At 67.3% G+C, this 13,892-nt stretch carries 13 protein-coding genes and 3 pseudogenes; 12 read left to right on the plus strand and 4 right to left on the minus strand.

Annotated features, from left to right (window positions below; genetic code table 11):
* Positions 1-611 precede the first annotated feature (611 nt).
* A complete protein-coding gene (locus tag ACIRQF_RS07315; RefSeq protein ID WP_404089694.1) occupies positions 612-1,748 on the plus strand; it encodes a barstar family protein in 1,137 nt (378 codons plus the stop codon).
* 391 nt (positions 1,749-2,139) lie between these two features.
* Here ACIRQF_RS07315 and ACIRQF_RS07320 read toward each other — a convergent pair whose 3' ends face one another.
* Positions 2,140-2,319 (minus strand): hypothetical protein, encoded by a 180-nt coding sequence (locus ACIRQF_RS07320; protein ID WP_389759374.1) that lies wholly within the window; start codon positions 2,317-2,319, stop codon positions 2,140-2,142.
* Positions 2,320-2,903: 584 nt separating this feature from the next.
* On the opposite strand from ACIRQF_RS07320, the gene ACIRQF_RS07325 reads away from it, so the two are divergent.
* From ACIRQF_RS07325 to ACIRQF_RS07340, 4 genes are all read left to right on the plus strand, one after another.
* Complete coding sequence (locus ACIRQF_RS07325) at positions 2,904-3,590, plus strand: HNH endonuclease (RefSeq protein ID WP_404089697.1); 687 nt, start codon at positions 2,904-2,906, stop codon at positions 3,588-3,590.
* Positions 3,591-3,972: 382 nt separating this feature from the next.
* Positions 3,973-5,178 (plus strand): hypothetical protein, encoded by a 1,206-nt coding sequence (locus tag ACIRQF_RS07330; protein WP_404089699.1) that lies wholly within the window; start codon positions 3,973-3,975, stop codon positions 5,176-5,178.
* A 115-nt stretch (positions 5,179-5,293) separates the two neighbouring features.
* On the plus strand, positions 5,294-5,746 hold the full coding sequence (locus tag ACIRQF_RS07335) for a hypothetical protein (protein ID WP_404089701.1): 453 nt from the start codon (positions 5,294-5,296) through the stop codon (positions 5,744-5,746).
* A gap of 699 nt (positions 5,747-6,445) precedes the next feature.
* Entirely contained in the window at positions 6,446-7,039 is a 594-nt protein-coding gene (locus ACIRQF_RS07340) for a hypothetical protein (RefSeq protein WP_389759368.1), read from the plus strand.
* On the opposite strand, the gene ACIRQF_RS07345 is transcribed toward ACIRQF_RS07340, so the two are convergent.
* On the minus strand, positions 7,040-7,465 hold the full coding sequence (locus ACIRQF_RS07345; protein WP_404089703.1) for a hypothetical protein: 426 nt from the start codon (positions 7,463-7,465) through the stop codon (positions 7,040-7,042).
* A gap of 51 nt (positions 7,466-7,516) precedes the next feature.
* Here ACIRQF_RS07345 and ACIRQF_RS07350 point away from each other — a divergent pair, with 51 nt between their 5' ends.
* The 4 genes and pseudogenes from ACIRQF_RS07350 (at position 7,517) to ACIRQF_RS07365 (ending at position 10,134) form a co-directional block, all read left to right on the plus strand.
* On the plus strand, positions 7,517-7,654 hold the full coding sequence (locus ACIRQF_RS07350; protein WP_389759365.1) for a hypothetical protein: 138 nt from the start codon (positions 7,517-7,519) through the stop codon (positions 7,652-7,654).
* A pseudogene (locus ACIRQF_RS07355) lies at positions 7,651-8,188 on the plus strand (GNAT family N-acetyltransferase). The gene ACIRQF_RS07350 and the pseudogene ACIRQF_RS07355 overlap by 4 nt, the downstream one beginning before the upstream one ends.
* A gap of 241 nt (positions 8,189-8,429) precedes the next feature.
* Positions 8,430-8,762, plus strand: a complete 333-nt coding sequence (locus tag ACIRQF_RS07360; RefSeq protein WP_404089705.1) for a hypothetical protein — start codon at positions 8,430-8,432, stop codon at positions 8,760-8,762.
* Positions 8,763-9,459: 697 nt separating this feature from the next.
* Positions 9,460-10,134, plus strand: coding sequence for a hypothetical protein (locus tag ACIRQF_RS07365; RefSeq protein WP_404089707.1), 675 nt, complete (start codon positions 9,460-9,462; stop codon positions 10,132-10,134).
* Positions 10,135-10,208: 74 nt separating this feature from the next.
* On the opposite strand, the gene ACIRQF_RS07370 is transcribed toward ACIRQF_RS07365, so the two are convergent.
* Positions 10,209-10,652 (minus strand): SUKH-3 domain-containing protein, encoded by a 444-nt coding sequence (locus ACIRQF_RS07370; RefSeq protein WP_404089709.1) that lies wholly within the window; start codon positions 10,650-10,652, stop codon positions 10,209-10,211.
* Positions 10,653-10,685: 33 nt separating this feature from the next.
* Positions 10,686-11,287 (minus strand): annotated as a pseudogene (locus ACIRQF_RS07375) (transposase).
* A gap of 73 nt (positions 11,288-11,360) precedes the next feature.
* Between ACIRQF_RS07375 and ACIRQF_RS07380 the strand changes: the two are divergent.
* The 3 genes and pseudogenes from ACIRQF_RS07380 (at position 11,361) to ACIRQF_RS07390 (ending at position 13,889) form a co-directional block, all read left to right on the plus strand.
* On the plus strand, positions 11,361-11,741 hold the full coding sequence (locus tag ACIRQF_RS07380) for a hypothetical protein (protein WP_404089711.1): 381 nt from the start codon (positions 11,361-11,363) through the stop codon (positions 11,739-11,741).
* A 211-nt stretch (positions 11,742-11,952) separates the two neighbouring features.
* A complete protein-coding gene (locus ACIRQF_RS07385; protein WP_404089713.1) occupies positions 11,953-12,444 on the plus strand; it encodes a hypothetical protein in 492 nt (163 codons plus the stop codon).
* A gap of 719 nt (positions 12,445-13,163) precedes the next feature.
* Positions 13,164-13,889 (plus strand): annotated as a pseudogene (locus tag ACIRQF_RS07390) (transposase).
* Positions 13,890-13,892: the final 3 nt, after the last annotated feature.

The raw sequence follows: 13,892 nt of genomic DNA on the forward strand, positions 1-13,892 counted from the left end.
ATACAGATGGGATCCTTCCTGAGAAGTCAGCTTTGGTCGATCCGGTTTGCGCTCGGCGACAGTGGGCGGGTACTTCACCTGCACCTCGGTGGGCGGCTCGTCTTCGCCTGCTCCCGCCGCCCCTGCACGGGGGTGTAGATCTGCTTGCAGTACTCCTTGCGGGCGGCCTCCGCCTCCGAGCTGCGGAGGCGAGGCGATGTGCACGGGCGCGTACCAGGTATGGGCGCCGGGCTTGCCGGTCACCCGGGCGAGGGCGCGCTGCATGTCCGCTCGTTCACGGGGTCGCTCATGTCCACGGCGCACCCGTACCGCGCGTCATGCGGTTTCGCCGCGCGACGCCGGGCCGGTGGGGCTCACATGCCCGGCGGTGCTCCGAGTCCCCCTCAGGTCTCGCGGGTGAACGCCTTCATCCCCGCACATGATCTTGCTCCTGGCCGACCTGCCTGGCGGCTTGCGCCCACTGCGCATCTGAGCGCCACGTGATCGAGGGCGAGCAATCATCCTCTGTCCCCCAGGCCAGGCGGGTCCGTATCTTAGGCTCGAAGGTTGCTCAGATGTTCGGGGGTTGGGTGCGCACCGCAGATCACGCCACGTGGAACCGGGGTTTTCGGGTGAAGTACCTCCTGGTTCAGGAAGACGAAGACGGTGTGGAACAGCTCTGGGGAAAGTGCGCAGGTGTCGAAGGATTTTTCGTCGACCCGGTCCCGCCGCCACGGGAGGTGCTCACCCTCCGCGGATGCCGCCCCGAGGGTCTCCTGAGCGAGGTACTTGCTGAGCCCGACGCTTCGCTACGAGGGCTGGGCGACGTGTGCGTCGAGGGCTGGGACGACGAGGAGCCCGTGCAGTGGTGGACTCTCGTCGATGCAGTCGTGCTGGCCCACCAGCCCCACTCGGCCGATCCTCAACGGTACGACATCGTGCTCGGCGCCGGCGTCAGGAACGAGGAGAGCTTCTTCGAAGTACCTGCGACGCCGCGCTTCGAGCTCTTCGCGGGAACGACGGCTGCCGGGGCACGTGCAGGCCGGTGCTCCGGCGTGGACGGCCTGTTCAAGGCGCGAGTGGACCCGGCCCCCGCTCCGATGGAGCTGGTCGGCTGCGAGCCTGCGGAGCCCCTGCTCGCGGCGCTGCGGCGACCCCGTCGGTCGGAGCGGGACTGGGCAAACTTCCTGGTTCTGGATCGTCATGGTGCCGTGATGGCCTCCCGCTCCGTGGGCCTGGCCGTCACCGAAGCGCAACCGTCCGTGCTCGGCGGCACTCTCGTCGACATCACTCTTACCAATGGTGGTCATGATCGGCCATCGCCGGCAGTCCGCCCGATCTGGGCGGAGTGGTATCAGGGCCCGCCTGCCGAACCCAATCTTTGGGCGCCGTACGACTCGCAGGGCAGGGCCGCGTGGCTGGACCTCACCACTCGTGCCTGGCGGGTGCCCGCGCCCCGGCCGGATCGGTCCGGCGGTGAGCACCATCTCGACGGCCGATTCGTCACGGACGTTGCCGGACTGCACTGCGCGATCGCCGAGGCCCTGCTCGGGCCCGGCCGCTACTTCGGCCGGGAGTGGAACGCGTTCAAAGACTGCCTGGGCGGTGGATTCGGAGTGGCCCCTCCCTTCACCTTGACCTGGCACAACTCCGAGATCGCGCGCCGCGCGCTGGCGGACGTAGTGGAGGATCCGGAGGCCGGGCTCTCCTACTTCGAGGACATCGTGCGGCTCCTCGAATGGTGCGGCGTCACGGTCGTGCTCCGGTGAGCCGCAGGCGCCCGAGCGAATACGACTCCTGGACAGGCTGAGCGGCTTCAGCGCCTGTTGTTGCGGTGACCGTCGCTCCCTTCGGCCGCGGCCTCCGCCCAGGTGATCGCGCGAGAACCCGTACCGCGCGCGAGAGGAACCCGCGGGTTTTCTTCCCGTACTCGTCCACAGGGGCGTGAACGGCGTCGGCGGTCACGGCCCGCACACGGCATTCGGCCGGTCATTCCACCAGCGCCGACACGGGGACCCCGAACGGGTCGGCGAAGCGGACCAGGGTGGCGAAGTTCGGGGCTCTGCGCCTTCTCCGGGGCGCCCGACGCGCCCCCTGGTACGGGCCGAGGGGAGGTTGTGCGCCGGACGGGCGGCTGTCGCGGAGGACGGGTCCCTGGTGTCAGTTTCCGTACTGCTGCTGAGCCTGCGCCTCAGCAGCCGCCTGGGCCGCGGCCGCTGCTTCACGGTCCCTGCGCTGACGGTCCTGCTCTTGCTGGAACTCCCAGTCCCGTCGACGCCTGCTGTCCTCTTCGCGCCGGCGCCGTTCCTCATCGCTCTGGGTCTGCCGCGGGTCGGTCATCTGGTTCTCCTTGCTCGGTGTCGAAGGAGTCGTCGGGCTCGGTGTCGAAGGAGCGTCGTTCCCTCACCGTGGAGGAGAGCAGGTACGGAAGCAAGACCCCGGCATGCGCGCGCCGCTCAGCGGCACGTGCCGGTTCGGCGGGGGCCCGCGGCAGGTGCAGTCGCCGACCGCAACCGTTCTCACGTGCCCGTGGTCCTGCCCCCGCCCCGCCTCGTACGCCGTGGACGGGCATGCGGCCGCTGGCCTAACTTCCCTCTGCACACGCATCCGCGGGCACGTTCTCAGGTCATGCCCGTGGGGGCCTTACTGTCATGTCGTCTTCGTCCGGCCTTCTGCGCCGTGCCCTGTCGGCCCGGGCACCCGGCCCCACGCGCGCCTGCGCCCTGAGACAGAGCACTTCTACTCGGCGGACTCCGGCACGGTGAACTTCTGCATGCAGTCGCCGCACATGATCTTCCGACGCCAGCAGCGAGGGGTCCGCGGCCCGAGAGGGACGATTCTCCGGTGAACCGGCTCGCCCGCCCGGCCCGGGACCTCTTGAGATTGCCGGACAAGGCGCAGGTCGGGCCGCTGTCCATGCGTTCGTGATCAAGAACATGGCGCGCGGCTTCGCCGCGCTCTCCCTCGTCCTCGCCCCGCTCGTTGTCCCCCAGGCCGCTTGGGCCGCACCGACAGCGCCGGCCGCCGCCGAGGTGCTGACCCTCACCGCAGCGGTCGGACAGATCCCGGTCGCGGACGAGTCCCGAGAGCGGTACGAGCGGACGAAGTTCACGCAATGGAACGCCGGCCTCGACCTCGGAGACGGCTGCAACACCCGCAACGAGGTGCTGCTCGCCGAGGAGGTCGAGTCCCCGGCCGTCGCGGCCGGCTGCAACCTGTCCGGCGGCCGGTGGATCTCCTACTACGACGGCCAAGAAGTCACCGACCCCGGCAAGCTCGACATCGACCACATGGTCCGCTTCGCCGAAGCCTGGGACTCCGGCGCCAGCGCCTGGGATGCGAAGCGGCGCGAGGCATACGCCAACGCCGGATCGCCGCCGACCCCGAGGCGTACCTCGCCTGCGACGGCGAGTTCGACCTCACGCGGACCGACCCCATCGAGTCGATCGCCCTGCCGGTCGGTCTCCCAGTGGAGCCCGTGGCCGGCTGCAACGCGGGAGGCACCCACTACCTCTGCGACCCGGCCGGCTCCGATCGCGTCCGCCCCGTCCTCTACACCGACTCCGAGGGCCAGGCTTCCCTCATCGCGGAGTCCCTCGCAGAGGCCTTGACCCTGGCCATCGTCCTCCCCTCCTGGCATGACGCCTTGGCCGGCTTCCGTCCCCCCCGCACTCAATGCCGACTACCTCGAGGACAACCCGGACTACCCCGAGGTCCGCGACCGCCTCCTTGCCGCCCTCCCTCTCCCCCCCCCGTTACCTTGTTCGTGGCTCCGCAATGGAGCCTCCGGCCTTCGGGTCCGGCATGACTTCCCCCTCCTGTTGTTGATGCGCGAGGCCCCGCGTCCTGCGGCGCGTGGATGGCTGAGGACAGCTTGTCTGTTCCGTAAAGTTCAACCCCGGGGCTGAAAGATCACGGAGATAGAGTGCCGCCAACCGTCGCCCCGCCTCCGAGGTGCGCGCCGCATCGGCTCGGCCACAGAGAGAGGTCCCCTTGACCAACACCCTCGTCGACGCACCCCTCACCGCCGGCCAGCGCACCCTGCTCTCCGTCATAGCCGACTCCTGGCTCCAGATCGGAGAGTGGCCCCAGTGGTACACCTTCCACCGCGACTTCGCCGAGCGCGGCCTCGATGCCGAAACCCTGCTGCGTTCCCTGCCCCGTGTCGGTACCAACATCCACCAAAGCACCAGCTACGGCTTCACCACCGCTCTCCCCAGCACCTTCGCCGAAACCGACACCATCCGGCTCACCGTCGCCGCCGGCCTCGTCCTTCCTGACCTTCGGGAGGCACTCAGCACGCCTTTCCTCCGCGTACTCCGCCAGATGGTCCGCCGCCAGACCAACCCCGAGAGAAAGACGAGGCAGGACGGCACCCCCATCCCACCCCGGATGGACTCCACCCTCGTGACCCGTCTGGCGGGCAACACGTTCGCGAAAGCCCTGCCTGACCTCCTGGACCACGAACCCGTACTCCCCACCGACAGAAACCCCTTCTCGCCCGAGGGGACCTGGCAACTGGAGATCAGCCGCCACGTCCTTCAGTACCGGGACACGAGCACCCTTGAGGCATACGTCGACACGACATGCCAGATCGTCACCGCCAACGTCGCCCTCTACGACGAAGCACCCGCCATCACACCCAAGAAACAACGCGCCAAGGCCGGCGGCCGACGCGTGAGTATCGAGACATTCGCCCCCACACTGCAGCGCGGGCTGCAAACGACCACCCACTGGCAGACCCCGGGGAGCACCCCCGCTCTCTCCTCAGCCCGAGCCCCCTACCTCGACGACGACCTCTTCACCGCAATCAAGGACGCCGCCCAGACCACCACCTGGAAGGTCGACAAGCTCCTCGCCCTGTGCACCGAGCTCAACGACAGCTACGCCTCCGGTAACGCCTACGCCTGCGCAGCCCTCTTGCGCGCTGTCCTCGACCACATCCCGCCCGTCTTCGGACACAAGGACTTCAAACAGGTCGCCGCCCAGCACACCTTCACCGTCCAACGCACCGACAAAGCCCACGCCCAGAAACTCGCCAGCTTCAAAGACATCGCCGACGACGCCCTCCACCGCCCCATCAGCGCCAACATCCCCCTCATCACCATGAACGACATCCCCGAACCCACCCGCCTACGCGCCGTGCTCCACGAACTCGTCACCGTCCTGAACAAGGACGGCACCACCATCATCATCTGAGGCTCTGCACGCCCCTGCGGGTGGTGTCTGATGCGCTGGCCAACGCACTCTGGCTGCACCTCGTCACGGCGCAGGCAATACCACGATGCATGAGTCAAATCAGGAGGGAAGCAGCGTGGAGAACACACGCAGTCAGGAGCTCCTGGCCATGGCCGACTGGTCGGACTGGGTACCTCTGGGCGGCTCCGAGGCACCACGACTTCCCGGCGTCTACCTCGCGAGGCGGGGCGCCGCCGGCCCTGTGGTGTATTTGGGCATGGCCGGAGAACGGTCGGGCCAGGGACTGCACGGCAGGCTGCGCCGCTACACCAGCGGCAAAGCCTTGGCCCCCGGACTCGGCGTAGCGGTCTTCGACCGGGCACTGGCCGACGCCGGATGGCTGCGCGAGCGGCTACTGGAAGTCGAAACCGGTCAACCCATGCGCGCGACCGACTGGGGCAAGGCCGCGCTGGCGTGGGCCGAGCCTCACGTCTGCTGGGCCGTCACGCAGAACGGCAACGCGGCCGTAGTACTGGAGAAAAAGGTCCTGGCGCTGGAGACGATCGACTGGTGGAACCGCGACCGTTGATCTCCAGGCCGGCCTCGAGGCCGCAGACCCAAAGGCCGGAGCTCGCTTTCCGCTGAGTCCGCAATGTGTCGCTGAACGTCTCCACCTGGACCGCGATGTCCTCAGCCTCGGGAGAGCCCGCCTCGATGTCCTCCGCCCACAGACCGATCACGTGGACCGCATCTCCGTGAGCGCCTGCCCGGTGTCGTTGTCGAAGTCCAACGTGTCATCCGGGGCGGACACCGTACCGGCTCGTGGGCTCGCGCGAAGGGTGGCCATCGAGCGCAAGCGCGCTGTGAGCGACTGGCCTGCACCCGGCACCCCCAGAAGAGAAGCCACCCCGCGGCACCGCAGAGAGGCCACCTTAAACCCGCTCGACGACGCACCCCTCAGCCTCGACCAGCGCAATCTCATCCCCGACCATGGCCGGCTGTCCTCCCTCGCGGTCGCCGAGACGGCGAGAAGCCGACCGCGCCGGCTGTGCACGCTGCCACGTATTCCGGGCGGCCGGTGCGCGCGAAGTACTGGAGCAGGGCGCCGGCACAAGGGCGCGCCATCCGGCGAGTTCAAGCGCGCTTCTCCATAATCGCCCACTGTGACCACCAAAGCGTGCGGAACCTTGCGCCAGCGTCGGGCGGTCAATCCGCCGCGCTGGGCTGTCCATGAACGTCTCATGACCTCGTTGGGTGGAGTGGGTGTGGCAGGCACATGAGCTGGGCTATGAGTGGCGACTACGCCGCGATCGTCACCACGATCGTTCTGGCCGTCCTCGTTGTTGGGTCGGTGCAGCTGTACGTGCTTGCGCAGCCTGAGCTGATTCCGCATCCGAGCTACGAATCAAGCAGTGCTGCAGAGCTCCGGATTGTGGGATCCATTCGTGAAGGAAATCCACCACGAGCCGAGGACTTGGCCACCCTGGATGCGACGACCCGGTCCGGTGTTCCCCTCAAAGTCATCCCCACGCGCGCATCCGCAGTCCTGTGGGTCATCGTCTGTTTCGCGTTGATCGTCGTGGAGATCAAAGTGTTGAAGTGGGCCGCAAGTGCCAAGCCCGGCCCGGCCCCGGAGCTGGCGGCGTGGTCCTTCTACGCATGTGCGGGCTCCGTGATGCTTCTGGCCGTGGAAGGGCTCGCCCGGGCGATGACCCCAGCCCTCACTGTGCTCCTCAAAAGCGCCAAGGACATGTGGTCGATGTCCCGGGAAGAACGCGATCAGGTCAAGATCGCCCTCGCCGATTACCGCGCCGCTCAGAATCCATCGCCGCCTGCGGCCGATGAGGAGCAGCCTTCGGCTGACGATCCACCAAGGCCCTGATCACCACACACTATCCACAAGGGCGCCAGGGCCGCCCACCCGCAGGGCAACCACGCCGAATCCCTCGCCGCCGGCCACGCCGCGAAAGCGACCACCGTCACCCGCCGCGACCCGCTGTACGCGAGCCTCGCGCACGCCCGCACCGCCATCGCCCACGCCCACCTCGGCGAAGACCGCCACGCACTTCGCGCCCTCGACCTCGCCACCGCCTCGCTCGGCAAGGCGGACCTGGACCTGCCCCGTCCCAGCTGGATCGCCTTCTACGGGGCCGCCGAACTGTTCGCCCTCACCGCCATCGTCCCCGACCGGATCGGCGACCCGGCCGACGCCGAAGCCGCCTCCTACCAGGCCCTCGCCGTCCTGCCCGACGCCTTCCGCCGCAACCGGGCCCTGGCCACCGCCCGCCTGGCACTCGCACAGCTCCACCAGGGCGACATCGAGCAGGCCACCACCACCACCGGACGAGTCTTCGACGAAATGCGCGGCGCTCCGCTGCCCGGCCGCATGCGCTCACTGCTGGGCGACTTCCACCGCGACCTGATCACCCTTGCCCCAGGCTCGCCGACCGCGCTGGACTGGGCCGACCGCTACCGCGCCGAATGGAGCCGCACATGACCCCCACCTACACCCTGCGCCGCTACGGACACCCTGATGCAGCCCAGATCCGGCAGATACTCCTCGACGTCCACACCGACGCCTACGCCACCGAGGTGGACGACTTCCACGACGAAGACCGCTTCGCCTGGTTCGTCGACCACTGGAGCGGCCTGCCCGGCTTCGACTGCGTCATTGCCTACGACGGCGACGAACCCGCCGGCTACGCCTACGGCGCTCGCGCCGTAGAAGGACGCGAATGGTGGCGCGAGTACCTCTCCCCCGCCCCCACCAACCCCGCAACGTTCTCGCTGTCGGAGCTGATTGGTCCGACCGAAGTGGCGCGCAACCGGCCTGTCCGCCCAACTCCACACCGAACTCGTCGAACGCCGCCCCGAACCCCTCTCGGCGCTCCTGGTCGACACCACCCACCCCCGCGTCCAGGCCCTCTACGAGACCTGGGGCTACACCAAGATCGGCGAACGACAGCCGTTCGCCGACTCCCCCCTCTACGCCGTCATGCTCCGCGGACTACCCGACGCTACAAGTCACTGACTTCGTGGCTCGGGCTCAGCGCTTCGTCCATCTAGAAGGCGACGGCGGTCCACAACCCTCGGATGCCGGGGGCCTGGCTACGCCTGAAAATCCTATTGATCGTCAAGCCTTTGCGGCTTTGGGTGCGCCGTATTGTGGCCGGATGCGGTACTTGGTGGAGTCGTTCAGTCTTGGGGCCTTGCGGCGGGGCCGTTCGGTCGAGCAGTTCCTTGGGCCGTGCGGCTCGGCAGGGCGTCCTGGTGTGCGCTATGTCGAGGTTCGTGCGACGAAGGGGTCGTTTGAGGTCTATCTCCACATGGTCGAGGACGTCGGCAGCGAGAGCTTCTTGGACCTGGGCACGTTCCCGCCGTTCGATCCAGACGACGAGGCCAGCGAGTTCGGGCTGCTCTTGGGCGTGGCTGAGGACCCGCTGGCCGCACTGCAGGTTGCCGAGCAGCGTACTGGAGCCGAGCGGGGGCGTTGGGTCAACGAGGGCGTCGTCCAGGACGAGTACGGCGACTTCGTTCGTGCCGGTCGGCCGGCGGGCATCTCCGCCGATGGCCGGCGGTGGCCGAACGTGCCGGATGCGGTGTGACCTCGCGTGTAATCAAGCGGCGTTGAGCCAGTCCCGGTAGGCCCTGACGAACTAGTCGTCGCGGCGAAGGCCGCGTTCGAGGTTGGAGATGGCGGCCGGCCAGAGTCTTGTCAGGCTACGCCCTTCTGCGGCCAGGCGGGTACGGAGACACGCGCCCACTTTCCGTATCCCTCCGGTCTCGTACATCCTGGTCAGTGCTGCGGAGAGGGTTGAATGCGCAGGGGAGCAGCGGCCTGTCATAGGGTCCCGGCAAGAGTCCCCCAGTCCTTTCGGAGCGCCAGTGCCCAGCCTTGCTCGCCTTGTGACTACGCTCGCGGCCCCGCTGCCGTTCTCCGGGGCGGACGCAGCGCCTCATCTGGAGTCCTGGCCCACATCGCGGCTCCTCGTACAGCGAGGGGACACAGAGCTCATCGTCCAGGAAGTCCAGCCGCTGGCCACGGCCTCGACTGTTTCCTTTCCGGCGCCTTGGCCTCGCCGGTTCGGCACGAGTGCAGTGTCGCCTGGCGCTGACCTGGGGGTCTTCGCCGGACCGCATGCACTGCGAGCCGTTGACCAGTCGGGAAGCCCACGGTGGGAACTGCGGCACCGCTGCTGGGCAGGCTGCGCGGGGCACACCGACTTCTCCGAGGACGCGGACGACAGACACCACCGCTACGCCAACCGTGGCTCGGCCGCCTTCTCCTCGGACGGAAAGACCGTGTGGGCCCACGTCCACGGTCCTCTGGAGCACGACGCCCCGGACCACGGCCGCGGGGAAGAGTGGCTGGTCATCGACGCCGCTGACGGCACGGTGCTGGCCCGCACCCAGACTCAGACGGCCGCGGCGGGCTCCGCCCACGTTCCGCATCCGGACCCCGGCCAGATGGGTTTGACCATCGGAGAAGGCCAGGACGGATCCCCCCTGCGCTGGGGGAAGTGGGACGGAGGCGCCCTCATTGTCCACAGCTTCGGCGACGAGAACCGTGTCCTGCTGGGGGTGAGCCTGAGCGGAGATCGCCTGCTCACAGTGACCCATGACCAGGACGTTCTCGCTCTTCATCTGGTCGCCGACGGCTCGGTGGTGGCCGAACTGAACGCGGACGTGTTTCCCTCGCATCCCGCGGTCGAGGAGGAGACCACAGATGACGAGGCGCAGGCGTTCTTCGACTACGAGGGCGGCTTTGTCGACGAAAACACCCTCGTCGTCGGGACCGTCGAGAGCGACGAGGAGTTCGGCACAGGCCGGCACTGGCTCATCGACGCGGTCCACATGCAGCTGATCGACCAGATCGCCTATCCCTTCCCGGTGCCCGGCCTGCCCAAGGCTCTCGGAGACGGCACCTGGTACACCGTGTCCAACCTCGACCAGGCCATCCACATCTGGGCTCTGTAGCGGTGCTGCCCACGCAGAATGCGAGTACTGCTCTACAGGTGACCGACGCATGAAAACGGCTGTCCCGCTGGCTCCTACCCCTCAGCGATTCGGCGAGGAGCCACGCCAAGAACCAAGTTCTCCATGGCGTGAGGCATCGGTCCGAAGCTGGCAACCCACGTCTCGACGAGATAGATCACGCCCACTTCATCGATGCCCAGGAAGAACCGGCCGTGGTCCAGCTCGCCGAGCGGGTAGAGATGGCGCCCGATCGCTTCCCCCCACTCCGTGAATCGGTCATCCTCTCCCGAGGCCAGCGCGGGGTCCAGCTCGAACGGCGTGCGTGCACAGCTGATCCCTGGTCCGCTGACGTTCACGGTCAAACCGCCGAACTCCTGCAGGAAGGCTTCAGCAGCATCGTGCATAGCAAGGCCGGCTGCTTCGAACATGGATCGCCAGCGGGTCGTGTCTACCTTCCGTCCAGGCGTCCATCCCGACGCCTCCAACACCTCATCTACCTCTGGTGACCAGCTACTCATCTGGGGCCCCGACTCCTCTGCTAAGACGGTGTCTCATGTGGCGATCTTTGAGAGCTTCTTGTAACAGGTCATGACTGCGGCGAGCCCGAGGAAGGCGAGGAAGTGACCTCCCTTGCCTTCATATCGGACGGTCAGGCGGCGGTGTCCGAAGAGCCAGGAGATCGATCTCTCGATCTTCCAGCGGTGCCTTCCAAGGCGTTCGGCGGACTCCACGCCCGGCCGGGCGATCCGTGGAGCGATGTGGCGTTCGCGCAGCCACGCCAGGTTGCCGGCCGCGTGGTACGCCTTGTCGGCACGAACCTTGTCGGGACGTCGCCGACGAGGGCCGCGGCGTGAGCGGACGGCCGGGATTCCGAGGATGAGTGGGCGAAGCGCGGCCACACTCTGGAGGCGGTCCAGACGGAGAACCTCCGGTGAGCCGTAGCCGGTGACACTCCTAACGTGGGTGGCAGATACCGCCATGCGCACCCACTGGTCAGCACGTACACGATGGCCGTGAACACAGCGCGTTGGTCGATCGGCGCGGTGCCACCGCCCTGCGGGCGTGAGCGGAAAGGCGGCAAGACCGGCTCAACCATGGCCCATAGACCATCCGGCACGAGCCGCTGGACAGATCCCCACCCATGAACGATCATGATGCCGCTGCTGGCCTCGACGACAGCCGGTGGAGGCGATGGCCTGATCATTCTGCCACCCCAGAATGGGCGCATGGCTCCGATTTCCATCGACCCGCGCCCGCTGAACACCGACGAACGCACAGTACTCGAACACATCCTGTCGGCGGAGTTCGTCGGCGCCTCACAGCTGCGGAATCAGTTGGACCGCACCGAGGTGACCGCCGTCTGGTGGCCCGATTCCGTGAGCGTTGACCTGCGGGTCCGGGAACCGTACGAGCATGCGGCACTGCGGGCGGAGCTCGTGCCCGTCGAAGCGCACGTCCATGACCCGTCCGGCACCTACGTCGGCGAGATCCTTGTATGGACGGACTGCGGAGCTACGCTTGCGGCCCTGGAGATCGCCTGGGTCACCGACGAGATGCCCACTTCCCTCCCGGCCATCGTGGACGGCCGGCTCAGCTGGTCGTCCTGACAGCTGGTCCCGCCCTCAGTGCCTATGGTCCTGCAGCGGCCGAGATCGCCACGTGAGACACCGTCTAAGGGTGTGCGGTGATCATCTCAACGGCCGACGTCACTGAACAGTGTGTGGCCGCTTCACGGAAAGCGGGCCAGAACCGAAACTCGTGAACAAGCCACTCGGACCCAGTGAGAGATGGGGCTCACCTGGTGTTTAGGGTGCGGACATGGCTGTCCCTGAGATCATCCCTATTGCTCATGAGCCGGACTATCGGACGAGCACCATCGGCCGGTTTGACGGCGGCCAGTTTCTGGCGTCGGTCACCTCTGCATTCCCAGATGGGTTCGCGATGGGGGAAGGCTGGGAGGAGCAGAAGCGGCTCTTCGTCGTGCTGCACAAGTTCGACCATGACGGGCACCACCAGGAGTCCGACATCTGGTGCGCCGGTACTTGGGCAGAACAGATGAAGCGTCCGCATGACGAGCGCTCCGTAGTTGCCCGCGCGGAAGCCCGGCTGGCCGACGTCCTCGCCGGCCTCGCAGAGCGTGAGTACTGCGACATCGCGATCAAGCCGTTCCAGCTCACCGTTGATGGCGTGGTCTTCGGCCTCATCACGGAGCGCCATGCCGAGGACGAGGACGGCGAGCACGACTGGGCTGAGCTCTACCCGGATCGGTTGGGTTTCTCAGCCCCGTGGAACGGCGAGTACGACACCTGACAGACCGAGCCGTCAGCTGAGTCAGGAGATCAGGCGCCTCGTCATCAAGGTGATGAGGGTTTCGCTGTGCTGGACCAGCCACTGCGCCACCAGTACTCCCCCGTCACGAGGCCCGATGGTGCCCCGTGATTACCCGGTAATCTCGGGGCACCACTCCTCTGCTCAGACATCGGCTGACACAAGGTGCTGCGCCAAAGGCCGACCTGCCTGATGCGCCTCGTGATTACCGGGTAATCACGAGGCGCAGGGGGATCCGGCCCTCCCCTCAGCTGCCGCTCAGCGGAAATGCCCAAGCCGGGTCGTGTCGGGAGCTCCTCGCTAAGGGCTGTCCCGTAACTGGGTGGCCCCCCTTGCCCATCCCGAATCGGACCCGTGTCAGAGGCTGGTGACAGGATCGAGGGGTGCTGATTAAGGGATATGACGTCGGCCCGTTGATGCCGGGCGAGTCACTGCTGGCCCGCCCGGGCTTCTGGTCGAACTACCTCTTGGCGATGTGCAGCGACGATGGGTGTGCTGAGCGGCCGGTTCCGGAGTGGTTCGGTGAGGACGGCGCCGATGCCGAGGTCCTGTCTGAGGTCCTCTTCGATCCTGAACACTGGCCGGTGTTCAGGGTGCCGGCAGAAGACGGCCCCGGAGTCGTGGTGATCTACCGCAACCTGGATGGCGACTACGGCACCGACTACCTCCGCACGCATCCAGGCAGAAGCTACGTCGAGCAAATCGCCAGCTGGGACGGAGACTTTTCGGGCACCGGGCTGACATGGCACGAGTTGATCCGGATCGCTGCCAGTCCGCTGCTTGGGGCCGAAGGCGTTCAGGACACGCCCCCCTTCCTGCTGCCGCTTCCCCTACTCACCGATCGGACGTGCCGGATACAGCATCGGCAAGGCTTATCGCCGCCCTGGCCGCAGTCGGCGGCGGACCGGATCATTGACCACCTCGGGCCGATGCTGGCGCTCCAGCCCCGCAAGCGTTCGCGAAGGACACCGTGCTCATCGTGGACGGCACTCTCGTCCCCACCGCGATCACAAATCGCCGAGCAGTCCAAGAACTACCGGTACTCCACCAAACACCAGGTCGTCATCGACGCCGACACCCGCCTGGTCGTCGTGGTCGGCCGGCCGCTCGCCGGGAACCGCAACGACTCCAAGGCGTGGGAGGAATCTGGCGCCAAGGCCCGCGTCGGCAACACGCTGACGATCGCCGACGGCGGCTATCCGGGCAACGGGATCGTCATGCCCCACCGTCGGCGGAAGGGCGAAGACCTGCCCGAGTAGAAGCAGGCGCACAACAAGTCCCACATGCAAGTCCGGGCCCGCGTCGAGCACGTCTTCGCCCGCATGAAGACCTGGAAGGTCCTCCGCGACTGCCGCCTCAAAGGCGACGGCGTCCACCACGCCATGCTCAGTATCGCCCGGATGCACAACATCGCCCTCGCCGGATAGGCC

Source organism: Streptomyces sp. NPDC101191, assembly GCF_044767915.1.
Lineage (GTDB): Bacteria > Actinomycetota > Actinomycetes > Streptomycetales > Streptomycetaceae > Streptomyces.

Excerpts from the sequence above, each read along its gene's own strand:
- ACIRQF_RS07340 (WP_389759368.1), top strand. The coding sequence starts at position 6,446 with ATGAGTGGCGACTACGCCGCGATCGTCACCACGATCGTTCTGGCCGTC.
- ACIRQF_RS07350 (WP_389759365.1), top strand. The coding sequence starts at position 7,517 with ATGCGCGGCGCTCCGCTGCCCGGCCGCATGCGCTCACTGCTGGGCGAC.
- ACIRQF_RS07385 (WP_404089713.1), top strand. The coding sequence starts at position 11,953 with ATGGCTGTCCCTGAGATCATCCCTATTGCTCATGAGCCGGACTATCGG.
- ACIRQF_RS07320 (WP_389759374.1), bottom strand. The coding sequence starts at position 2,319 with ATGACCGACCCGCGGCAGACCCAGAGCGATGAGGAACGGCGCCGGCGC.
- ACIRQF_RS07380 (WP_404089711.1), top strand. The coding sequence starts at position 11,361 with ATGGCTCCGATTTCCATCGACCCGCGCCCGCTGAACACCGACGAACGC.
- ACIRQF_RS07370 (WP_404089709.1), bottom strand. The coding sequence starts at position 10,652 with ATGAGTAGCTGGTCACCAGAGGTAGATGAGGTGTTGGAGGCGTCGGGA.